Source organism: Pseudomonas sp. NPDC088429 (assembly GCF_044753305.1).
Classification (GTDB): domain Bacteria; phylum Pseudomonadota; class Gammaproteobacteria; order Pseudomonadales; family Pseudomonadaceae; genus Aquipseudomonas; species Aquipseudomonas rustica.
Genome location: NZ_JBIVMX010000079.1, coordinates 1 through 21270 on the forward strand (window position 1 = coordinate 1; position 21270 = coordinate 21270).

The 21270-nt window shown below is 58.8% G+C and carries 19 protein-coding genes; 7 read left to right on the plus strand and 12 right to left on the minus strand.

All coding sequences use genetic code 11. The annotated features are described in order from the left end of the window. The coding region (locus ACIP66_RS25415; protein WP_400651790.1) for a UDP-3-O-acyl-N-acetylglucosamine deacetylase at positions 1 to 426 on the plus strand (426 nt) is incomplete at its 5' end. A gap of 151 nt (positions 427 to 577) precedes the next feature. Here the strand turns inward: ACIP66_RS25415 and ACIP66_RS25420 are convergent. The 7 genes from ACIP66_RS25420 to ACIP66_RS25450 form a co-directional block, all read right to left on the minus strand. Then, a complete protein-coding gene (locus tag ACIP66_RS25420) occupies positions 578 to 2089 on the minus strand; it encodes a diguanylate cyclase (RefSeq protein WP_400651792.1) in 1512 nt (503 codons plus the stop codon). A gap of 136 nt (positions 2090 to 2225) precedes the next feature. Beyond that, positions 2226 to 3542 carry an OprD family porin gene (locus ACIP66_RS25425; RefSeq protein ID WP_400651794.1) on the minus strand — a complete coding sequence of 439 codons (1317 nt, stop codon included), beginning with the start codon at positions 3540 to 3542 and terminating at the stop codon, positions 2226 to 2228. Between the two features lie 194 nt (positions 3543 to 3736). Then, positions 3737 to 3958, minus strand: coding sequence for a hypothetical protein (locus tag ACIP66_RS25430; protein WP_053123621.1), 222 nt, complete (start codon positions 3956 to 3958; stop codon positions 3737 to 3739). Between the two features lie 404 nt (positions 3959 to 4362). Continuing rightward, on the minus strand, positions 4363 to 5727 hold the full coding sequence (locus tag ACIP66_RS25435; protein ID WP_053123619.1) for a heavy metal sensor histidine kinase: 1365 nt from the start codon (positions 5725 to 5727) through the stop codon (positions 4363 to 4365). After that, positions 5717 to 6394 carry a heavy metal response regulator transcription factor gene (locus ACIP66_RS25440; protein WP_053123617.1) on the minus strand — a complete coding sequence of 226 codons (678 nt, stop codon included), beginning with the start codon at positions 6392 to 6394 and terminating at the stop codon, positions 5717 to 5719. Before ACIP66_RS25440 ends, ACIP66_RS25435 begins: the two co-directional genes overlap by 11 nt. A 9-nt stretch (positions 6395 to 6403) precedes the next feature. Continuing rightward, positions 6404 to 9505 (minus strand): multidrug efflux RND transporter permease subunit, encoded by a 3102-nt coding sequence (locus ACIP66_RS25445; RefSeq protein WP_400651795.1) that lies wholly within the window; start codon positions 9503 to 9505, stop codon positions 6404 to 6406. Further along, positions 9502 to 10662, minus strand: a complete 1161-nt coding sequence (locus ACIP66_RS25450) for an efflux RND transporter periplasmic adaptor subunit (RefSeq protein ID WP_053123612.1) — start codon at positions 10660 to 10662, stop codon at positions 9502 to 9504. The genes ACIP66_RS25445 and ACIP66_RS25450 overlap by 4 nt, the downstream gene beginning before the upstream one ends. A gap of 1030 nt (positions 10663 to 11692) precedes the next feature. On the opposite strand from ACIP66_RS25450, the gene ACIP66_RS25455 reads away from it, so the two are divergent. From ACIP66_RS25455 to ACIP66_RS25470, 4 genes are all read left to right on the plus strand, one after another. Next, positions 11693 to 12055 (plus strand): DUF6124 family protein, encoded by a 363-nt coding sequence (locus ACIP66_RS25455; protein ID WP_053123610.1) that lies wholly within the window; start codon positions 11693 to 11695, stop codon positions 12053 to 12055. Positions 12056 to 12261: 206 nt separating this feature from the next. After that, positions 12262 to 12891, plus strand: coding sequence for a nucleotidyltransferase domain-containing protein (locus tag ACIP66_RS25460; protein ID WP_053123608.1), 630 nt, complete (start codon positions 12262 to 12264; stop codon positions 12889 to 12891). Next, on the plus strand, positions 12854 to 13273 hold the full coding sequence (locus ACIP66_RS25465) for a hypothetical protein (RefSeq protein WP_053123606.1): 420 nt from the start codon (positions 12854 to 12856) through the stop codon (positions 13271 to 13273). The genes ACIP66_RS25460 and ACIP66_RS25465 overlap by 38 nt, the downstream gene beginning before the upstream one ends. A 140-nt stretch (positions 13274 to 13413) precedes the next feature. Then, the gene (locus ACIP66_RS25470) at positions 13414 to 13653 is read left to right on the plus strand and encodes a hypothetical protein (RefSeq protein ID WP_053123604.1); all 240 of its coding nucleotides are present in this window, start codon (positions 13414 to 13416) and stop codon (positions 13651 to 13653) included. 149 nt (positions 13654 to 13802) lie between these two features. Here the strand turns inward: ACIP66_RS25470 and ACIP66_RS25475 are convergent, their stop codons facing one another. From ACIP66_RS25475 to norR, 5 genes are all read right to left on the minus strand, one after another. Continuing rightward, on the minus strand, positions 13803 to 14552 hold the full coding sequence (locus ACIP66_RS25475) for a YkgJ family cysteine cluster protein (protein ID WP_282354298.1): 750 nt from the start codon (positions 14550 to 14552) through the stop codon (positions 13803 to 13805). Between the two features lie 83 nt (positions 14553 to 14635). Beyond that, positions 14636 to 14962: a hypothetical protein gene (locus tag ACIP66_RS25480; RefSeq protein ID WP_400651801.1), complete on the minus strand. Its 327-nt coding sequence runs from the start codon at positions 14960 to 14962 to the stop codon at positions 14636 to 14638. 152 nt (positions 14963 to 15114) lie between these two features. Continuing rightward, positions 15115 to 15576, minus strand: coding sequence for a GNAT family N-acetyltransferase (locus ACIP66_RS25485; protein WP_400651804.1), 462 nt, complete (start codon positions 15574 to 15576; stop codon positions 15115 to 15117). Positions 15577 to 15603: 27 nt separating this feature from the next. Further along, positions 15604 to 16506 (minus strand): chemotaxis protein CheV, encoded by a 903-nt coding sequence (locus tag ACIP66_RS25490; RefSeq protein WP_053123596.1) that lies wholly within the window; start codon positions 16504 to 16506, stop codon positions 15604 to 15606. 318 nt (positions 16507 to 16824) lie between these two features. After that, the gene (gene norR / locus ACIP66_RS25495; protein WP_212545552.1) at positions 16825 to 18384 is read right to left on the minus strand and encodes a nitric oxide reductase transcriptional regulator NorR; all 1560 of its coding nucleotides are present in this window, start codon (positions 18382 to 18384) and stop codon (positions 16825 to 16827) included. A 164-nt stretch (positions 18385 to 18548) separates the two neighbouring features. Between norR and hmpA the strand changes: the two genes are divergently transcribed. Together hmpA and ACIP66_RS25505 are read left to right on the plus strand one after the other, a co-directional pair. Continuing rightward, positions 18549 to 19730: an NO-inducible flavohemoprotein gene (gene hmpA / locus ACIP66_RS25500; protein WP_212548779.1), complete on the plus strand. Its 1182-nt coding sequence runs from the start codon at positions 18549 to 18551 to the stop codon at positions 19728 to 19730. Positions 19731 to 19928: 198 nt separating this feature from the next. Then, positions 19929 to 20438 (plus strand): disulfide bond formation protein B, encoded by a 510-nt coding sequence (locus ACIP66_RS25505; RefSeq protein WP_053123590.1) that lies wholly within the window; start codon positions 19929 to 19931, stop codon positions 20436 to 20438. The last annotated feature ends 832 nt before the right edge of the window (positions 20439 to 21270 follow it).

The following is a 21270-nucleotide window of genomic DNA, read 5'->3' on the forward strand; positions in this document are numbered from 1 at the left end:
CCGGATTTCCGGGACCGCACCCAAAGTGCAAGCGTGGATTTTTCCAGCACTTCGTTCGTAAAAGAAGTCAGCCGCGCCCGTACCTTTGGTTTCATGAGTGATATCGAGTACCTGCGCAAGCACAACCTCGCACTCGGCGGCAGCGTTGAAAACGCAATCGTGGTCGATGCCGATGGCGTGTTGAACGAAGACGGCCTTCGCTATGAAGACGAATTCGTGAAGCACAAGATCCTCGATGCCATTGGCGACCTGTACCTTTTGGGTAACAGCCTGATTGGTGAGTTCAAAGGCTTCAAGTCCGGTCATGCACTGAACAACCAGCTGTTGCGCAAGTTGATTGAGCAAACAGATGCTTGGGAAGTGGTGACGTTCGATGACGCCAGCACCGCACCAATCTCTTACATGCGCCCGGTTGCGGCGGTGTAAGTAAAAAACCTCTCTAGTTTTTTGAAGGCCATCCTCGGATGGCCTTTTTTTATGCTCCTTTTTTCAGACGCAAAAGATCGCAGCCTTCGGCAGCTCCTACAGGAACCGCATTCCAATGTAGGAGCTGCCGAAGGCTGCGATCTTTTGATCTTCAGGCAGCCACCACCACCACTCGATTGCGCCCACCTTCCTTCGCCTGATACAACGCCTTGTCCGCCACAAACAGCAACTGCTCCAGCGTCATCTCACTCGCCGCGGTCCACGTCGCAATGCCGATACTCACCGTCATCGGCCGATCAGCCCCGGCAACCCACGGCAACTGCTCCACCGCCTGCCGAATATGCTCGGCAATCTGCTGCGCGCCCTGGCTGTCAGTCTCAGCCAGAATCACCGAAAACTCCTCGCCGCCATACCGCGCCACTAGATCCGCCGGTCGCCGCACATTGTCCGTAATCACCTTGGCCAACGCCTTCAACGCCTGATCCCCAGCCTGATGACCATGCTGGTCGTTGAACGCCTTGAAATGGTCGGCGTCGATCATCATCACCGACATCGGTTTGCCCGAACGCTGCGCGCGGAACCACTCGTGACGCAGTGATTGATCAAGCATCCGACGATTGGCGACACCGGTCAGCGCATCGGTGGCGGCCAGTTGCGCCAGTTCACGTTCAGCGCGTTGACGTCGGCGCAGTTCACGGGCGAGTAGCCATGTCAGCCAGAGCAATCCCACGCAAAGCGCACCAGTGGCGCCACTGATCAACATCGCCGTACGCCGCCACGTCGCAAACACCTCATCGCTGGACAGCGCGACCATCACCGTCAGCGGTAAATTGCCCACCCGCGAGTACGTATAGAGGCGCTGCTGATGATCCATGCTCGACGTGCTGCTGAAACTGCCCTTGCCATCCTTGTCGCGCAGAATTCGGATCACGTTGGGCCGGTTACCGAAGCTTTTACCGATCGAATCGCTTTGCAGATAAGGCTTCTGCGCCAGCAGCACACCGTCATCGTCGATGATGTTCAGCGTGCTGCCCTTGCCGATGTCGAGGCTTTTGAACAGTTGATCGAAATAGTCGAGCTTCATCGACGCCACCGCCACCCCGACAAATTCGCCGGTGTCCGAGGAAATGCGTCGGCTGAAACTGATGCGCCATTGATTGGCTTCGTCGCAGTCGCAACGGGTCTTGAACGGTCGGCTGATGAACATGCCGACATCGCGGTTGAAGGCGTGGGCGAGGAAGTAATCGCGGTCGGCGAAGTTGCCCGGTTTCGGCTCGACTCTTGAGGAGTCAGCAAGAACATCGCCGTGCTTGTCGAGCAGCAGAATGTCGCCCTTGAAGCGCGCAGTGGTGGAGCGGTCGAACAGCGCCAGATGGCGGATTTCCGGCGACACGTTTTGCAGATCATCGCGCTGGGCGGCAGCGATCAAACCTTGCAGGGACAGGTCGTAGAGTTCGACGGTACGCAGCACGTCGGCGTCGATCAACTGAGCAATGGTGGTCGCACTGCGGGTGGCGGATTGCCGAGCGTTGGCGTGCTCGCGAATCAGCAGAAAAGTGACGATTGATAAAATCGCGATCACGCTGAGCAAACTGCCGCAGATCAGCAGCAGCTCGGGGCGTCCGGTCTTGCCCGAAACGGGAGGGTTACGGCTCGCGATCATGATCGGATTATCGGTTGAGGGGATCTTCTAAGCGTAGGAGCTGCCGAAGGCTGCGATCTTTTGATCTTGTTTTTAAAAATCAGGATCACAAGATCGCAGCCTTCGGCAGCTCCTACAGGTTCAGTGTTAACTGATCTTAGAAGACGTTGATCGGGTAGTCGATGATCACGCGGTATTCGTCGGTGTCGGTATCAATCGCGCCGTAACCATTGCCACCGCGGTTGGTCGCCCATTGCAGGCGTACCGCCAGATCTTTGGCCTGGCCACTTTGCACCACGTACTTCAAATCGATATCGCGTTCCCAATGCTTGGCATTGCGACCCTCGGCGCTGTACCAGTTCGAGTAACCCTGGCTATCCGGATCAACCTTGGTCAAATCCACCGTCCCGCGCGAGTACGACACTGCCGACGTCAGCCCCGGATAACCCACTCCGGCAAAGTCATAGGCGTACTTGAGCTTCCACGAGCGTTCGTTCGGGCCGTTGAAGTCCGAGTACTGCTGCGAGTTGTCCAGATAAACGCTGTCGCCCTGACTGATGTAGTCGAACGGCGTATTGCCGTTGACCCGCTGATACGCCGCCGTGACGCTGTGGCTGCCGATCCCCACGGTGAAATGCAGGCTGTAGGTGTTGTTGTCGATGTCGCCGAGCAGCGCATCGCCGGTGTCTTGCGTGTGATAGAAGTGCAGGCCGGGGTTGAGGCTGACCAGATCGTTCAACTGCCAGGTGTAATCCAAGTCGTAGTAGTACTGGTTCCAGATGTCCTTGAGTTCGGACGCGTACAGGCTGCTGACCAAACCCTCGACACCGCTCCACGCCACGCCAGCCCAGTTCAGATGCTGGCTTTCGTCGCCCGCGGCCAACGTCCCGTAGGAGGTACCGATGCGCGTGTGACCACTCTGGTTGTACGGCTTGGTGAAACTGGCCTGACCGCCCTCGATCAACCAGCCGTCGAAGCTGTGGTTGGTCAGACTGACACCACGAAACGTCTGCGGCAGCATGCGCGTGTCACCGCCCGCGATCACCGGGTTGGTGAGGAACAGGTCACCGGCCTTCAACTCGGTATCGAACGCACGCATTTTCAGCGTACCGCCCGCTGTTGAGAACGAGCCCGGCGCTTTGCCGTTGCCATCGCTGATCGGCAGGATGCTTGAGCCGTCCGTGCCGCCACCGCCGTCGAGTTTCAGGCCGAGCATGGCGTGGGCATCAATGCCGAAACCGACCGTGCCTTCGGTGTAACCCGACTGGAAGATCCCGAGAAACCCTTGGCCCCACTCAATGTTGTCGTCCGCCTGCTGCATGCGGTTGCGATTCATGTAGTAGTTGCGGGCGTTGAGGTTGAGGCTTGAGCCTTCGATGAAACCTTCTTTCGCAGGCTCGTCGGCGTGAACGGCGGGGGCAATCGTTGCGGCAATTGCAATGAACAACGGAGTGAAGCGGACTGGGTAACGCACGTGCAATGGAGCTCCTTGGGTCAACTGGCGCCTCTATGTTTTGAGGCGCTCGATGTTTCTTGTTGTTACAGACGAACCAAACGGCTTTCAGACCACAACGAAAAAAGGCCGCTGAAAGGCAGCGGCCTGGAATGACGACGGTTGAACGGGAAGAGCCAAACAACCGCGTCGAGGGAAACGGTGCGGTGCGCGACTCAGCTGTCTTTTTCCAGCGATTGAGCCTGGGAAGTTGCAGCCTGAGGGGCCTGCGTGGCGTCTTTGGCCTTGGCCATCATTTCTGCCTGATGCTGGTCATACGCTTGAGCGCGGGCAGAATTCTGCGCCACGAACGCGTGGGATTCTTCAGCCATCGCCATCGGCGACAGGATCAATGAGGACAAAACGAAAGCGCTGGCAATACCCATACTGTTGGACATCTTGAAAACCTTCTCGCTTGGCGAGTGTGCTGTTTGGTGCGGGCAAAGATAAGGTTGCCGAGCGACGGGAAACAGCGCGATTTTCATAAATGACTGTTACAGCAAAAGCAAAGATCACCCCCTCACCCCAGCCCTCTCCCCCAAGGGGCGAGGGGGAAGGGAGCAGATCTCCATGCTCTTCAAAGCCTGAGTTCGACTGGATATTTCAATGCCAGTCAAAAGCCCCTCACCCCAGCCCTCTCCCGGAGGGAGAGGGAGCTGACCGAGGTGTCTGGCGTTGTACATCGACCTGAAAGATCGAGTCGATTATGGATTCGGTGAATCAAGATCAGGTCGGTGCACATCTGCAGCATCCCCCAATCAGTCCCCTCTCCCTCTGGGAGAGGGTTAGGGTGAGGGGCTTTTCAGACCGGCAAATAAATCCCGAAAGTATTCATCCCCCGATCACTGCGCACAAACACATCCCCACCATGCATCAGCGCAATCGCTTTGACGATCGCCAGCCCCAACCCATGGTTATTGCCGCTGTTACTGCGCGAGGCATCCACCCGATAAAACCGCTCGAACAACCGCGGCAAATGCTCACTGGCAATCGGCGATCCCGGATTGGCCACACCAATACTCACCTGATGTTCTTCAACCTCAATCCGCACCTCAATCACCTGACCCGCCTCGGTATGCTGCACCGCATTACTCAGCAAATTGATCAACGCCCGCCGCAAATGCGCGACTTCAATCTGCACCAGCGCATCACCGCTGACCTGCACCTGAACCTGCGCATCTTCAAGAATGAAATCCAGATATTCGAGCGTCGTCGCCACCTCATCAGCCAGCGAAGTCGAGGTGAGTTTGGTCGCCTTATTACCCTGATCCGCACTGGCCAGAAAAAGCATGTCGTTAATGATCGACCGCAGCCGTTCCAGCTCTTCCAGATTGGATTGCAGCACCTCGAAATAATGTTCCGCAGAGCGCCCACGGGTCAGCGCCACTTGGGTCTGGCCGATCAGATTGGTCAGCGGCGAACGCAGCTCATGAGCGACGTCAGCGTTGAACGATTCCAGCCGCGAATAGGCCAGTTCGACCCGCTCCAGCGTCGAGTTGAACGAGTCGACAAACTGCTCCAGCTCCGGTGGCAGCGGCGACAGACGCAAGCGCCCAGCCCTCAGTGGCGGTGCCAGTCGCTGTGCTTCGTGGGAGAGTTTGATCAACGGCTTCAAACCAATCCGCGCCACCCAATAACCCAGCGCCGAAGCCATCAACACACCGACAATCGCCAGCCCGATCAACGCGATCAACAGGTTGTGCTGAGTCTCATGAAACGTATCGGTGTCGATGCCGATCATAAAGCGCAGCGGCGGGCGCTGATCCTTGGCCGGAAATTCACTCACCAGCACTTTCAGTGGATAAGGCTGCCCCGGCAATTGCAGATCGCGCGTGCCCAAAGGGCCATTGGTGATCTCGCGGATCTGCGGCGTGAGGTTGCCGTATTCGTATTGCGGATCGCCGCTGCTGATCCAGAAACTGATGCGCTTGTCTTCTTCGCCGAGCAGCTTGAGTTTGTTGTTGATCTTCACCCAGTGCTCGGGCGTGCCGAAGCGGCCGACCGTGGATTCGAGCACGCTGTAACGCGCGTCCAGCTCGGCTTCCGGCAGCAAGCCCAAACCTTTATCGACCTGCTGATACAACGCGCCGCCGATCAACAGAAACACCAGCAACGCCACTAGCGTGAACATGCCACTGAGGCGCAGGGCAATCGAATTACTGGACACCACGGCTCTCCAGCACATAACCCATGCCGCGAATGGTGTGCAGCAGTTTCTCGTCGAACGGCCCGTCGAGCTTGGCGCGCAGGCGCTTGATTGCGACTTCGACGACGTTGGCGTCGCTGTCAAAATTGATGTCCCAGACCATTTCGGCGATGGCGGTTTTCGAAAGGATTTCACCTTGGCGGCGGGCGAGGACGCTCAACAGCGAGAACTCCTTGGCGGTCAGATCCAGTCGCGTACCGGCGCGGGTCGCCTTGCGGCTGATCAAATCTATCCACAGGTCGGCAATGCTCACCTGCACCGGTTCATGGCCGCCACTGCGCCGGGTCAGCGCTTGCAAGCGTGCGACCAGTTCGAGGAAGGAAAACGGTTTGCCGAGGTAATCGTCGGCACCGTCGCGCAAGCCTCGGATACGATCTTCGACGCGCTCGCGGGCGGTGAGCATGATCACCGGGGTTTGCTTGCGCGCACGCAATGCGCGCAGCACGCCGAAGCCATCGAGGCCCGGCAACATGACGTCGAGGACGATCACCGCGTAGTCGCTTTCCAGCGCCAGGTGCAGACCCTCGATGCCGTCGCGGGCCAGATCCACGGTGTAACCCTGTTCCGTCAGACCGCGGTGCAGATAATCCGCGGTTTTTTCCTCGTCTTCGATAATCAGAACGCGCATGACCCTGCCTCAGTCTGTGGTCGCCAACGCCGGCTGGGGCGCAGGTTTGGGTCTATGGAAAAGTCGCTCGAGCCACAAGTATATGACCGGCGTGGTAAACAACGTCAGCATCTGGCTGACCAGCAAACCGCCCACCACCGCGATCCCCAGCGGCTGGCGCAGTTCGGCGCCGGTGCCGTAACCGAGCATCAGCGGCAGCGCGCCGAGGAGGGCGGCGAGGGTGGTCATGATGATCGGCCGGAACCGCGTGATGCATGCTTCGAAAATCGCATCCTGCGGCGACAGGCCGCGATGGCGCTGCGCCTCCAGCGCGAAGTCGATCATCAGGATGCCGTTCTTCTTGACGATACCGATCAGCAACACCAGACCGATCAAGGCCATGATCGAAAAGTCCTGGCCGCAGATCCACAGCATGATCACCGCGCCCAAGCCTGCCGCCGGCAGCGTCGAAATAATCGTCAGCGGGTGCACGAAGCTTTCATAAAGCACGCCGAGAATGATGTACACCGCCACCAGCGCCGCGAGAATCAGCCACGGCTGACTGGCCAGCGAACTCTGGAACGCCTGCGCCGCACCCTGGAAATTGCCGCTGATCGCCGTCGGCATGCCGATCTCGGCTTTGGCCTGATTGAGCAGAATCACCGCATCACCCAGCGCCACGCCGGGCGCGAGGTTGAACGACAGGTTGGCGGCGGGGAACATGCCGTCGTGGGCAATCGACAACGGGCCAATGGTCGGCGCATCGAATTTGGCCAGCGCCGATAGCGGCACCATCTCGCCACTCAGCGGTGAGCGCAGGTAGAAATAGTTGAGGCTTTCGGCCTTGCCGCGCTGCTTGGTGTCCAGCTCCAGAATCACGTTGTACTGGTTGACCTGGGTCTGAAATTCATTGATCTGCCTTTGACCGAAGGCATCGTACAGCGCCTCGTCGACGTCGCTGGCGGTCAGGCCGAAACGCGCGGCGGCGCTGCGGTCGATGCTGATGTGGGTGATGCTGCCGCCCAGTTGCAGATCGTTGGATATGTCGCGAAACGCCGGGTTGCTGCGCAGTTTTTCAGTCAGGCGTTGCGTCCATGTCGCGAGGGTCGCGCCGTCGTTGCTCTTGAGCACGTATTGGTACTGCGCGCGGCTCGGGCCGGAACTGAGGTTGATATCCTGGCCTGCGCGCAGGTACAGCACGATGCCGGGGACTTTCATCAGTTGCGGGCGGATGCGGTCGATGAACTGGCTGGCGCTGACGTCGCGGTCGCCGCGTTTTTTCAGGGCAATCCAGAAGCGGCCGTTGGCGATGGTCTGGTTACTGCCGGACACGCCGACCGAGTGGGAAAACGCTTGCACGGCCGGATCGGCGGCGACGATTTCGGCCATGGCCAAGTGTTTTTTCACCATGTCGCCGTAGGAAATATCCGCCGCAGCTTCGGTGGTGCCGAGGACGAAACCGGTGTCCTGCACCGGGAAGAAACCTTTCGGGATAAAGATGTAACCGCCTATGGCCATTGCCAGCGATAAACCGAACACGCCGATCATCAATTTCTGGTGGGCGAGGGCGCGGCGCAGGCCTCGTTCGTACCAGCCGAGCAGGCGTTCGCTGAAACCCGGTTTGTCGTGGGCGTGATGCACCGGTTTGCGCATGAACAGCGCGGCCAGCGTTGGCGCCAAAGTCAGCGAGACCACCACGGAAATCATGATAGTCGAGGTTGCGGTCAGGGCGAATTCCTTGAACAGTCGCCCGACCACCCCGCCCATGAACAGCAGCGGAATAAACGCCGCCACCAACGAGAAACTGATCGAGACCACGGTGAATCCGATTTCGCCGGCGCCCTTGATCGCGGCTTCGCGCATATCGTCGCCGGCCTCAAGGTGTCGGTGGATGTTCTCCACCACCACGATCGCATCGTCGACGACGAAGCCGACCGCGACGACGATCGCCACCAGCGTCAGGTTGTTCAGGCTGAAGCCGAGGATGTACATCAAAGCGAAACTGGCGATCAGCGACACGCCGAGCACTGCCGAGACAATCAGGGTCGCCGACAACTGGCGCAGGAACAGCGCCATCACCGCGACCACCAGCATGATTGCGATCAACAGGGTGATTTCGACTTCATGCAGCGAGGCGCGAATAGTCTGGGTGCGGTCGATCAGGGTTTTCACCTGCACCGAGGCCGGCAACATCGCTTCGAGGCCGGGCAGGGCGGCTTGAATGCGGTCGACCGTTTCTACGATGTTGGCGCCGGGTTGGCGCGAGATCACCAGGTTCACCCCGGGTTGATCCCCGGCCCACGCCTGCACGTAGGCATCTTCCGAACCGTTGACGACTTTGGCGACATCGCGCAGGTGAACCGGGGCGCCATCCTTGTAGGAAACGATGAGTTGGCTGTAGTCCTCGGGGTGGAACAACTGGTCGTTGGTCGACAGCGTCGAGATGCTCGACTCGCCGTACAGCGCACCTTTGGCGAGGTTGAGGCTGGTCTGCTGGATCGCCAGACGAATGTCGGCGAGTGTCAGGCCAATCGCCGCGAGTTTGTCTGCCGAGGCTTGCACGCGAATCGCCGGACGTTGCTGACCGGTGATGTTGATTTGTCCTACGCCGTCGATCTGGCTGATCTGACGCGAGAGCAGGGTTTCCACCAAGTCGCTGAGTTCGGTGCCGGGCATTTGCGTCGAGCTGACGCTGAGGATCAGTACCGGGCTGTCGGCCGGGTTGACCTTCTTCCACGTTGGCAGCGTCGGCATGTCCTGGGGCAGTTTGCCGGCGGCGGTGTTGATCGCCGCTTGGACTTCTTGCGCAGCGGTGTCGATGCTTTTATCGAGGGTGAATTGCAGGGTCAAAAGGCTCGAGCCCAATGCGCTGCTTGAGGTCATCTGGGTCATGCCGGGGATGGCGCTGAATTGCACCTCCAGCGGCGTGGCCACGGACGAGGCCATGGTGTCGGGGCTGGCGCCGGGCAACTGCGCGGAAACCTGAATCGTAGGAAATTCCGCTTCCGGCAGTGGGGCGATGGGCAAACGCGGGAAGGCAATCAAACCGACCAGCACCAAAGCGATGGTCAACAGGATTGTGGCGACCGGGTGATCGATGCACCACGTCGAGACGCCTTTGTGCGCCTTCATGGTTTCGGCTCCGCTTGCACCACCTGCGCCGGCTCGGTCATGACTTGCACGGTCGAGCCGGGCTTGAGCCGCGACTGGCCGTCGGTGACCAGCACGTCACCGGCCTTCACGCCTTTGATGATGTCCTGGCCGCTGCCTTGGTAAACCATCTGCACTTGTACGGCTTCGACCTTGTCGCCATTCACGCGGTAAACGAAGTGTTGGTCGAGACCACGTTGTACGACAGTGGGCGGGACGACCAGCGCATCTTTGTCGAGGGCTGTCTGAATTTTTACCGTGACCAGCAGGCCGGGCCAGAGCTTCTGGCTGGCGTTGGCGAATTCGGCTTTGGCGCGGATGGTGCCGGTGTTGGCGTTGATCTGGTTGTCGATCAGGGTCAGGTGACCTTCGCCGAGCAGGTTGCCGGTTTCACCATCGGTGTCGGCGCCGATGTAGGCCTTGACCTGGGCGCGCTGTGGATCGTTGATCAGGCCTTGCAGGGTCGGCAGCATTTGCTGGGGCAGGGAGAATTCAACGGCGATCGGGTCGATCTGGGTGACGGTGAACAGGCCGGCGGTGTCGGTCATGCGCAGGAAGTTGCCTTCGTCGACTGTACGAATACCGACGCGGCCGGTGACCGGGGAGCGGATTTGCGTGTAGGAAAGTTGTACCTGCGCGGAATCGATGGAAGCCTGGTTGCCTTGGGCGGTGGCCTTCAATTGGTTGACCAGGGCTTGTTGTTGGTCGTAGGTCTGTTTCGAGATGCCGTCGTCGACGGTGAGCAGTTTGTAGCGTTTGAGGTTGACCAGGGCGACTTGCAGTTGTGCCTGGCTTTCGCCCAGTTGGGCGCGGGCCTGGTCGAGACTGGCGCGGATGGAGCGGTCGTCGATGGTGGCCAGGAGGTCGCCTGTTTTGACGAGTTGGCCTTCTTTGACGAGGATTTTGGTGAGGATGCCGTCGATTTGTGGGCGCACGACCACGCTGTGTAATGAGAGTACGGAGCCGATACCGCTGGTGTAGCGGGGGACGTCTTTTTCGCTGACCGCTATGACTCGCACGGGAATTGCTGTGGGGGTGGCGAGTTTGGTCGGGGCGGGTTTCAGGGCGTACCACAGACCTGCGCCTGCGAGGACGATCAATAGGGTGGCGAGCAGGGCTTTGTTCTTTTGGATTCGCATGCGGGTCGGGCGCCAAGGGTATGGAGTTTGGGCAGGTTGGGTAGTTATAAACTTGTTTGGGGGTCAGGAGGGTGACGGCTGGCTGACAGCGCTGTCAGTTTCGCTGGGTGCATATCCGTTGCTGCGGGTGTTGCTGATTACGGTTCCGCCCTTACGGCGGGTCACTTTTTCCAGACGCCGAAAAAGTAACCAAAAAGGCTTGCTCCTACGTGCGGCCCGCTCGCTGGGGCTCGGGGTTCCTTCGCTCCGGGATCGATCCGGGCGCAGCGCCTACGGTTTGCTTCGCTGCACCTCCTCTCGCTGTGTTTGGCTGCGCCAAACGGTCGCTGCGCTCCCACCCCCGGATCAATCCCTCCACTCAGCCTTCCGACGTCGCCCGTGGATCAAGATCAAGAGCTCACCCGAGCTTGCGCTCATCGTGTTGAGTGGTGAGAAGCAGAAGCGGTGTGCGTTCTGCTTTTGCTCTTCGTAGGAGCAGAGCTTGCTCGCGAAGGCGCCCGACCGGCCAATCCATTTAATACAGACTGCACACAATCTCTGTGGGAGCGGGCTTGCCAGCGATGGCGGCCCGCCAGCCGACCATTTTCTTCAGTTGGCGGCAATCTCATGTAGGAGCTGCCGCAGGCTGCGATCTTTTGATCTTGCCTCTGACGTCGAACATCAAAAGATCGCAGCCTGCGGCAGCTCCTACATCGGCAGTGGGTGTTTAAAAGCGTTTCGAAATGGGTGAACCTTCCCACAAGGTTTTCAGGTTGTCCGTCGGACGCGCGCTCTCTAGTCTTGGCTTGTCGCCGAAAACTCGGCGATCGGGTGTGAGAACCCGGGCTAAGTATTATTCCACCTGCAGTATCGTCATAATTGCCGCCAGTTCATTGCTGCCTGCATTTCTATGGCGGCTGTGTGCGGGCGAACTTCGGTTCGGCCGGAAGTGGTGGTTCTTACCCGGTTTCTCACCCTGCACATAGCTGCCACCCAATACGTCGCGTGAGAAACGGCAATTGGTTGGCTCCGATCAGTGAGAACCGATTCCATGACTAAGCCCGTACCCGATCCCCCGCTCGAAACAACAACCCCCCTCGAAGACGCCATCCGCGCCGACGACCAGATCAAAAACCGCGAAGCCATCAAACGCGCCCTCGATTTCTACCTCAGCCCCGACCCGATAAAACCGCGCCTGCCGAGCACGATGTTCCTCGTCCACCCGAACATCGACACTGAAAGCCTGCTCGCTCACGCCTGCGAATCCCTGGCATCGGCCAACGTGATGGCCGGCGATTTCGCCGATCAGCTCAGCCGCCCGCAACGCAGCACGGCGTTGGCCATCCAGCAGATCGTCATGCTTGCCGAATTGGCGGTAAACCGGGCACTGGATCGGGTTGATCCCCAGCCCTGAAACCCCGTAGGAGCTGTCGAGTGCAACGAGGCTGCGATCTTTTGATTTTGTTTTTTTACAAAGCCAAGTCCGGAGCAAAAGATCGCAGCCTTCGGCAGCTCCTACAGTACCGGCGTAGGCCTCGGGTTTTTCAGTTTCCATCGATAAGTTGATAAGTCCCAAAAAGAGACCTATCGTTCCCTTTTTGGGACTCTTCGGCGGCCGCAATGGAAAGCATCTCTCTAAGCGAAGCGCTGTTCACTAATACTCAGCAAAAAGTGTTGGGCCTGCTTTTTGGCAAACCCGATCGGACGTTCTACGCCAATGAGATCGCGCGTTGGGCGCATGTGGGTAAAGGCAGTCTCATGCGTGAGCTTGATCGCTTGCACCGGGCGGGGGTGTTGCGCATGACACGGGTGGGCAATCAGACCCATTACCAGGCCAATCCCGATTGCCCTGTCTATACCGAGCTTTTGGGCATATCTCGCAAAACTTTTGGCATTGCCGAACCTTTGCGCCAAGCGCTTCAGCCGTTTGCCGGGCTAATTGTCTGGGCGTTTGTCTATGGCTCTATCGCTAAGGACAAAGCAAACACACTCAGTGACATTGATCTCATGCTGATCGGCGAAGGCCTGCACTACAGTGACGTGATGGAACGGCTCATGCCCATGGAAGAGCAACTGGGCCGCCCCATCAATCCGACGCTTTACACCCCGCAAGACTGGGCAGCGAAGCTGGCAGCACAAAACAGCTTTGTTGTGCGGGTGGTGCAGCAGGAAAAAATCGATCTGTTAGGGGCAAACCCTTTGGAGTCCAAGGATGGGCAGCAACGAGAGTCTGGAGAATCTTCTACGTAGCGGCGGACTGAAAGCGGAGCCGCCGGATCACAAGGAGTGTGTCGGCTTGATGCGCTCGGCTGTGGATCGGCTCAAGGATGCGCAAACGTCTACGTTGTCTTTTGCCAGCCGTTTCGACTTGGCTTACAACGCAGCTCACGCCTTGGCCCTGAACGCACTTCGGTTAAGTGGCTATCGATCAGACAAACGTTATCTGGTTTTTCAATGTCTAGTTCACACCGCGCAGGTCAGCAAGGTGCAGGTGCGGTTGTTCGCTTTGTGCCACGAACGGCGCAACCTTGCGGAGTACGAAGGGTACATGGATGAGGATGAAGCGCTGTTGGCGCAACTGCTGGATAGCGCAGCGCAATTGCTCCATACCCTCCAGGAGCAATCGCGTTGAAGTCCGTCATCTTTCTCGTCGAGCCCGTTACCATCCGGCGAACGGCGCAAATCTTCAGGTGCCGACGCGGAGCGTGCAGGTATACTGCGCGCCTTCGCGGCTCACTGTTCGGGCCCGACTTTTTGCTTTCCGGAGCTTTCATGACTTCCCCGACCCAACCGCCGGTTGACGACGCTATCAGCGATGTCCCGGCCGATCTGACTGACGTCAGCGAAACCAAGCCTGCGATCCCGGCGTTCAAGTTCCCGTTCAAGCCCGGTGAATTGGCGGCTGGCAAGGATTCGAATCAGCCGTGGTACAAGAACGGCGCCAAGAATGGCCACACCAAAACCCCGGGCATGGCCCCGCCGGGTACGCGTCGGTCGATGGGTAAGCGCTGAGTCAGATTTGCTTGATCTGGCGGGCCTCTTCGCGAGCAAGCTCGGCTCCTACAGGTTTTGTGTCGTACACAAATTGTATGAACACCCTACAACCCCGTAGGAGAAGGCTTGCCCGCGAAGAGGCCATTAGCCCCAGCGCAACTCCCGCATCAAGCCGCCCGCAACGAAATAAACGCATACGTCTGCGCCGGCTCTGTCACTACCTGAGCCCCGGCCGCCAGCACTTGCCCGGCAATGTCCTCCCCGGACACATGAAACAACCATTCACTCTGCGCCGTGTTCAGCGGTTGCTCGATCACTTGATCAATCACCGACGCAAACGCGTCCATATTGGGCAGATACGCGGTAAAGCCGTCGCCCTTCAACGCCGTGGTACGAATCCCCAACGTCGCGCAAATGGCATCCTTGAGCCGAATGTCATCACGATCCGCCTGGCGTGAGCGCTGAATCAATTCGACCAGTTCCTGATCCACCAACTCACCGCCCACAATCAACGCCGGCCCTTGTTCCCAGGACTCTGGCGGGCAATCTTTGGCGGCGGGATTGAGTGGGATATGCGGGTTGATTTCCGCGGGATAAATGCGGCACACCAATGGTCGGCGCTCGTAGATGCGGCAGAGCTTGTCTTCGTCAAGATTCCGGCAAGGCCCGACGTTGTACGCGGCGAAGGTGATTGCCACGTGCGCAGCGGTCGCGCCGCTGCGTACCACCGCTGAACGACGTTCGGCGTGCTCGCGTTGCTGCGTTGGCAAGCCGAGTCCGTTGCCGAGAAAGGCCTCGACCAACACGATCACTTGACCACCGTCCGCCGCCCACATGCGGGCTTCGGCCAGGGTCAGGGGGACGTGGTGGTCGGTGCAGCATTTGCCGCAGCCTACGCAGGAAAACGTTGTATTCATTGAACGGCCAGTCGCGATTCAGGGCATTAAACGGTGACGGAAAACCACCGCGCTGATCTGAATCGAAGCAAGTTGTGCGCCACTCACTGGGTTTTGGCGGGCGGGCGGATCGAGTCCCACTCGGTGATGAACGCGGTTTTCGACTGTTTGTTGTAGAGGCACAGCTCGGTGCCTTGCTGGCCTTTCATGTGTTTTTGCGGGTAGGTACCTTGCAGCAGAACGGCGGTGTAGCCGACGCGGTCATCGAATTGCGCGGGGCTGCCGACGGGTTTTGGGGTTTTGAGGCCGCTGGCTTTGGTGCAACTGGCGAGGACGGTTTTATCGTAGGCGGCCCAGGCGTCGGGGCTTGAGGCTTGGGCCTGGGAGGCTAGGGCGGTGAGGCAGAGGAGGCTGAGGGTGAGGGCTTTCATGATTGGGCGTCCTTGGTGTGGGTGGCCAAGGTTGGAGTCTGACTCTGCAGTTTTGTTGCTCAGGTCATCGTCAAAAGATCGCAGCCTTTGGCAGCTCCTACAGGGGATCGCGAACATCTGTAGGAGCTGCCGAAGGCTGCGATCTTTTGACTTTACAGGTCCGGCACCAATTCCCGGCGGACTACATACATCCCGGCACTTTCATACAAGCGCTGCGCCCGCCGGTTGTCTTCCAGCACCTTCAAATCAACAAACCCTTCACGGCGTTGCTGAAACACCTTGAACGCATTCACCAGCAACGCCCGGCCCAATCCTCGACCCTGCACCCGAGGATGCACCACCAGATTCTTGATATAGGCACTCGTCCAGCACTGCGCCACACCGACAACCCCTTCGGCATCGCAGGCAATAAAGCACAAGGTCGGGTCATATTCCGGATCGCGCTCAAAGCGTTGCTGCCATTCATCGAGCATCGGCACCCGGCCACCACCCTCGCGGTAACCGAGTTGCATCAGGTGATGCACCGCTGGCGCCAGTTCTGCGCGGTAAACGGAAATCTCGATGCCTGACGGCCATTGCACAGCCGGCACGACTTCAGCCAAGTCGCGCCGCATCAGAAAACAATACGTCTCGCTCAACACTCAATGCCCGTGCGCAGCGACGTGCTTGGCCGCTTCGATCAAACGCTGGGTCAGTTCCGGCGAGGAGAATTTGGTTAGCACCGCATTCGCTCCGGCCAGCCGCGCTTTTTCGCTGTTCATCGCGCTGTCGAGCGAGGTGTGCAGCAGCACGTAGAGGTGGGCGAAGTCCGGGGTCTCGCGCAGGGTGCGGGTGAAGGCGTAGCCGTCCATTTCGGACATTTCGATGTCGGAGACGATCAGGTTGATCTGCTGCGCCGTGCCTTGCAGGTCGAGCAGGCAGTCGATGGCTTCCTTGGCGCTGCGCGCAGTGTGGCATTGCAGGCCGAGGTTACGCAGGGTGTGCACCGATTGTTGCAGCGCGACCTGGCTGTCGTCGACCACCAGAATCCGTGCGTTACCGAGGACTTCGGCGTCTTCCATGGTCAGGTCGGTCGGCGCCATTTCAATCTGCGCCGGGGCGATGCTGTGGATGACTTTTTCGATGTCGAGCACTTGCACCAGCGTGCCGTCCACCGAGGTCACGCCGGTGATGTAAGCGCGCGGGCCGCCGGAGCCGAACGGTGGGGGTTTGATGTCGGTGGTCAGACAGTGGACGATTTTGCTCACGGCTTGCACGTGCAGGCCCTGCTTGGAACGGCTGACGTCGGTGACGATCAGGCAGCCGCCGTCCGGGTCTTCCAGCGGTCGTTCGCCGATCGCGCGGCTGAGGTCGATCACCGAGAGCGAATTACCGCGCAGGGTGGCGATGCCTTTGACGTGCGGGTGCGACTCGGGAAGTTTTGTCAGTGGCGGGCAGGGAATGATTTCACTGACTTTCAGCAGGTTGATCGCCATCAGCTTGCCGCTGCGCAAGGTAAACAGCAGAAGCGAAAGTGAATCTGCGCGGGCTTTGGTGGAAGACATATAAACCTTCTGTGGAAAAAGGTGGTGGGCGAGGGTGGATCGCCAAGAACTATTGATGCCGGGTTATCGGCGTTAAGGGGTGGGGCTTTAGGTCAGTTGTCGGGTTGGGGTTGGATTCAGAGCCGGATCCAGCGCCCCTCACCCCAGCCCTCTCCCAGAGGGAGAGGGGGCCGACCGAGGTGTCTGGCGTTTTACATCGACCTGACCGACCGAGTCGATTATGGATTCGGTAAAGCAGGTTCACGTCGGCGGACATCGCCAATATCCCCCAATCAGTCCCCTCTCCCAGTGGGAGAGGGCTAGGGTGAGGGTGTGCTTCTAGCCCTTCATACCCAACCGCTTAGCCATCCGCCCAAGATTCGCCCGATCCAGCCCCAATTCCCGCGCCGCGCTCGCCCAGTTATCCTGATTCCGCTCCAGCGCCGCACTGATCAACCGCCGCTGATACTCCTCAGTCGCACTGCGCAAATCACCGTTAATCAACGGCGCCGTCGCAACAACATCGGCAGCCGCGGCGGCAGAGTTATCCACAACCTCACGCGGCAAATCCAGATCCGCTGCACTCAAACTCAAAATCTTCGGCCGCACCTTGCAGTTACCCAACGCCTTCAACGCACTGCGCCCAATCAAATGCTCCAGCTCGCGCACGTTGCCGGGCCAGGTATAAGCGAGCAGCGCTTCCTGCGCATCGCTGTTCAGACGCAGGCTATTAAGGCCCATGCGCGAACGGTTCTGCTCCAGAAAGAAACCGCTGAGCAACAACACATCCCGCCCACGATCACGCAGCGCCGGCACACGCAGCGGGTACACACTCATACGGTGATAGAAGTCGGCACGATAGCGACCGCTGCGTACTTCCTCGGCCAAATCGCGGTTGGTCGCGGCGATCAAACGCACGTCGACTTGATGCTCTTTATCCGAGCCCAAACGCTGCAACTGCCCGCTCTGCAACACCCGCAACAACTTGGCCTGCACCGTCAGCGACAGTTCACCCACTTCATCGAGAAACAGCGTGCCGCCATTGGCCAGTTCAAACTTGCCGCGACGATCGCTGGTGGCGCCGGTGAACGCGCCGCGGACGTGGCCGAACAGTTCGCTTTCCACCAAGGTGTCCGGCAGTGCGGCGCAGTTGAGGCTGATGATCGGTTTGTCGGCGCGCGGGGAGGCGGCGTGGATCGCTTGCGCCACCAACTCTTTGCCGACTCCGGTTTCACCAGTGATCAATACAGTCAGATCACTGCCGCCGACCAGGTTGATCTCCTCCACCAAGCGTTTGAGCGCTTTGCTCTGACCGATCATTTCGCGGTTCTGCTGACCGCTGGCCTGACGGTAAACCTCGGCGCGCTGATGCTCGTCTTCCGCGCGAATCGCCAGACGCTCGATGCGCTCGGCCGCGTTGACCGTGGCCGAGGCCAGACTGGCGAACGCTTGCAGAGCATCCAGTTCGATCGGCTCGAAACGTTCCGGATCGAGCGCGTCGAGGGTGATCAGCCCCCAGAGTTTTTCATCGACAAACAGCGGGCAGCCGAGGCAGTCGTGGACTTCCAGATGTTCGTCGAGCCCATCGACCAAACCGTCATAAGGATCGGGCAAGTCGCTGTCGGCGGCGAAACGCGTTGGTCCGGCACCGGCCAGTAAAATTTCGAAACGCGGATGCTCGCTGACTTTGAAGCGACGACCGAGGGTGTCGGTACTCAAACCATCGACTGCCAGCGGCACCAGCGATTCACCGTCGAGGCGCAACAACGCGGCGGCATCGCACGGCAGCAGGGCGCGCATGGCTTCGAGCAAGCGTCGATAACGCTCGCCCTCGGGCAGTTCGCGCGACAGGTCGGAGACTAGAGGCAACAGTGCGGTAAGCAGGGATTTGGCGGTCATGGTCGTGTAGTCAAAGAGACAAGATGTAGTCGCGATGACTATAAAACCCTTTGAGTCGTTATGACTACGTATTTCTCAACTCATTGATTTATAAGGTTTAAAAAGTTGGCACGGAAACTGATATGACTCAGATAACTTTTTCAAGAAGCTCAGGAGTCACTCTTATGCTTAGCGTCCAGGATCGTGCCATCGTCAAATCCACCGTGCCTCTGCTGGAAAGCGGCGGGGAAGCGCTGATCACGCACTTCTATCGCATGATGCTCTCTGAATACCCGGAAGTACGCCCTCTGTTTAATCAGGCGCACCAGGCCAGCGGCGACCAACCGCGTGCTCTGGCCAACGGGGTCTTGATGTACGCCCGCCACATTGATCAACTCGATCAGTTGGGCGATCTGGTGGCGAAAATCATCAACAAGCACGTGGCCCTGCAGATTCTGCCGGAGCACTACCCGATTGTCGGTACCTGCCTGCTGCGGGCGATCTCTGAAGTGCTCGGTGACGAAATCGCCACCCCGGAAGTGATGAGCGCGTGGGGCGCGGCGTACGGTCAACTGGCCGACATTCTGATCGGTGCAGAAACAGCCATCTACGACGAGAAAGAACACGCGGTCGGCGGCTGGCGTGGGGCGCGCGACTTTATCGTCGCGGCCAAGGTTGAAGAGAGCGCGGAAATCATCTCGTTCTACTTCGAACCTGCCGACAAAGGCGCGATTCTGGCGGCCGAGCCGGGTCAGTATATCGGCATGAAACTGATCCTCGATGGCGAAGAAATCCGCCGCAACTATTCGCTGTCGGCGTTGGCGAACAAAGGTCAGTACCGCATCAGCGTCAAACGCGAACCGGGTGGTCGTGCGTCGAATCACTTGCACGATCAACTGCACGTCGGCGCGAGCATTCAGCTGTTCCCGCCATCGGGCGAGTTCACCCTGACGGCCAGCGATAAACCGCTGGTGCTGATCAGCGGCGGTGTGGGTATTACACCAACATTGGCGATGCTCGAAGCGGCGCTGGAAACCGAGCGTCCGGTGCACTTTATCCACTGCGCGCGCAATGGCGGCGTGCATGCGTTTCGCGATTGGGTCGATGGCTTGGCGGCGCGTCATCCGCAGCTCAAGCGTTTCTACTGCTACGCCGAAGACGATGGCGTGAGCCCGGCGGCGGACAAGGTCGGCATGTTGAGCCTGGAGCAATTGGGCGAGTGGTTGCCGGAACAGCGTGATGTCGATGCTTACTTCCTTGGGCCGAAGGGGTTCATGGGTGCGATCAAGCGTCATCTGAAAGCGCTCGGCGTGCCGGAGCAGCAGAGCCGTTACGAGTTCTTTGGGCCGGCTTCAGCTTTGGAGTAACCCCCAGCAAAAGATCGCAGCCTTCGGCAGCTCCTACAGGGAAAGGGTGTAATAACTGTAGGAGCTGCCGGAGGCTGCGATCTTTTGATCCTGGATTTAATGAATCCTTAACCGCTTTATCGTTTATTCCCCCGGTGTAGACTTGCGACAACTTTCAGCCGCACGCCGGCTGAACCATGGACATACAAGGGAAACGCGATGAGCGAGGAAACAATGCGGTTGGGACGTGAGCGGCGCTTTCTGGTGCTGTTGGGCATCATCTGCCTGGCGCTGATCGGTGGGGCGTTGTACATGCAGATCGTGCTCGGTGAAGCGCCATGCCCGCTGTGCATCTTGCAGCGTTATGCGTTGCTGCTGATTGCGATCTTCGCGTTCATCGGGGCGGCCATGCGCACGCGTCGCAGCATCACCGTGTTCGAAGTGCTGGTGGTGATTTGCGCACTGGCTGGCGCGGCTGTCGCCGGGCACCACGTGTACACGCAGTTCTATCCGGCAGTGAGCTGTGGCATCGATGTGCTGCAGCCGATTGTCGATGATCTGCCGCTGGCGAAGATCTTCCCGCTGGGCTTTCAGGTCGACGGTTTCTGCTCAACGCCGTACCCGCCGATCCTCGGCCTGTCGCTGGCGCAATGGGCGCTGGTGGCGTTCGTGCTGGTGGTGATTCTGGTGCCGCTGCTGACCTCGCGTAACCGCAAGGCACTGCGCTGAGTCAACTATTCGGCAAGCAAGCCGATACAGAAAACGCCTCGATTTGCGGATCAGTAAATCGGGGCGTTTTGCATTTCAGAGACTTTGTGAAAACACCGTGACGAACGGCAACGGAGGGTGCGACAGGTGTGCGACATGTTGTCACACGCGGTGTGTCGCAGGGCTCCGCGAGGGGCTGGATTGGCCTCCTGTTACACAAAAACATTGGTCTGTTTCGGCAATTTTCTGCTTTTAAGCACAAACGCTCGAACAGGCAGTTTTAACACGCTCTGGCAAATGGCCAGAGCCCTTGTGTTATCGGGCTTTACGCTGATATCGACGTGGGAAAAAGCCATCAGAGCTGTCTGAACTGAGGCGGGTAGACCTACAATTTTTGGTGTTTTTGTTGAGAATCGATTTCGATAACATGTGGAACTTTTGCAAAAATGGCGATGGATTGTTGCTCGAACGGATAAAAATTATTTCGGGATAAGACATGGTGTATAGGGCGCTACCTATCTACAATCGCCCGCACTGAATTCCCGGCACTGTTCAGCCTTTATTAAGGAGGCGAGCAGGAAGTCGGGTGTCGAGTGAGTCGTTAGGCTTCCAAGACACCCAGGTGTCGGTGCCTTCCAACTTTCCGCACCAAATGGAATTGGTCTGTAACTAGGCCTTTGACCACGAATTCGAATAAGAACTCACCGCTGTCCCAGGATTTGTCGAGCGTCTGACGCGAGACGGGCGGCCCTTATTCAATCCAAAGAAAATGCCAACCCTTGGCAGGGTGAAGTGTTGGCGATCAAAACCCAACTGCATTGCGCAAGCTGCTTTAGAGCTCGTGAGAGGAGTA

What these genes read in the sequence shown, in the direction of transcription:
- ACIP66_RS25485 (WP_400651804.1), bottom strand. Translation starts at nt 15,576, where the DNA reads ATGCGGCGCGACTTGGCTGAAGTCGTGCCGGCTGTGCAATGGCCGTCA.
- ACIP66_RS25420 (WP_400651792.1), bottom strand. Translation starts at nt 2,089, where the DNA reads ATGATCGCGAGCCGTAACCCTCCCGTTTCGGGCAAGACCGGACGCCCC.
- ACIP66_RS25450 (WP_053123612.1), bottom strand. Translation starts at nt 10,662, where the DNA reads ATGCGAATCCAAAAGAACAAAGCCCTGCTCGCCACCCTATTGATCGTC.
- ACIP66_RS25475 (WP_282354298.1), bottom strand. Translation starts at nt 14,552, where the DNA reads ATGAATACAACGTTTTCCTGCGTAGGCTGCGGCAAATGCTGCACCGAC.
- ACIP66_RS25490 (WP_053123596.1), bottom strand. Translation starts at nt 16,506, where the DNA reads ATGTCTTCCACCAAAGCCCGCGCAGATTCACTTTCGCTTCTGCTGTTT.
- ACIP66_RS25455 (WP_053123610.1), top strand. Translation starts at nt 11,693, where the DNA reads ATGACTAAGCCCGTACCCGATCCCCCGCTCGAAACAACAACCCCCCTC.
- ACIP66_RS25440 (WP_053123617.1), bottom strand. Translation starts at nt 6,394, where the DNA reads ATGCGCGTTCTGATTATCGAAGACGAGGAAAAAACCGCGGATTATCTG.
- ACIP66_RS25445 (WP_400651795.1), bottom strand. Translation starts at nt 9,505, where the DNA reads ATGAAGGCGCACAAAGGCGTCTCGACGTGGTGCATCGATCACCCGGTC.
- ACIP66_RS25505 (WP_053123590.1), top strand. Translation starts at nt 19,929, where the DNA reads ATGAGCGAGGAAACAATGCGGTTGGGACGTGAGCGGCGCTTTCTGGTG.
- ACIP66_RS25465 (WP_053123606.1), top strand. Translation starts at nt 12,854, where the DNA reads ATGGGCAGCAACGAGAGTCTGGAGAATCTTCTACGTAGCGGCGGACTG.
- ACIP66_RS25460 (WP_053123608.1), top strand. Translation starts at nt 12,262, where the DNA reads ATGGAAAGCATCTCTCTAAGCGAAGCGCTGTTCACTAATACTCAGCAA.
- ACIP66_RS25430 (WP_053123621.1), bottom strand. Translation starts at nt 3,958, where the DNA reads ATGTCCAACAGTATGGGTATTGCCAGCGCTTTCGTTTTGTCCTCATTG.
- hmpA (WP_212548779.1), top strand. Translation starts at nt 18,549, where the DNA reads ATGCTTAGCGTCCAGGATCGTGCCATCGTCAAATCCACCGTGCCTCTG.
- norR (WP_212545552.1), bottom strand. Translation starts at nt 18,384, where the DNA reads ATGACCGCCAAATCCCTGCTTACCGCACTGTTGCCTCTAGTCTCCGAC.
- ACIP66_RS25470 (WP_053123604.1), top strand. Translation starts at nt 13,414, where the DNA reads ATGACTTCCCCGACCCAACCGCCGGTTGACGACGCTATCAGCGATGTC.
- ACIP66_RS25480 (WP_400651801.1), bottom strand. Translation starts at nt 14,962, where the DNA reads ATGAAAGCCCTCACCCTCAGCCTCCTCTGCCTCACCGCCCTAGCCTCC.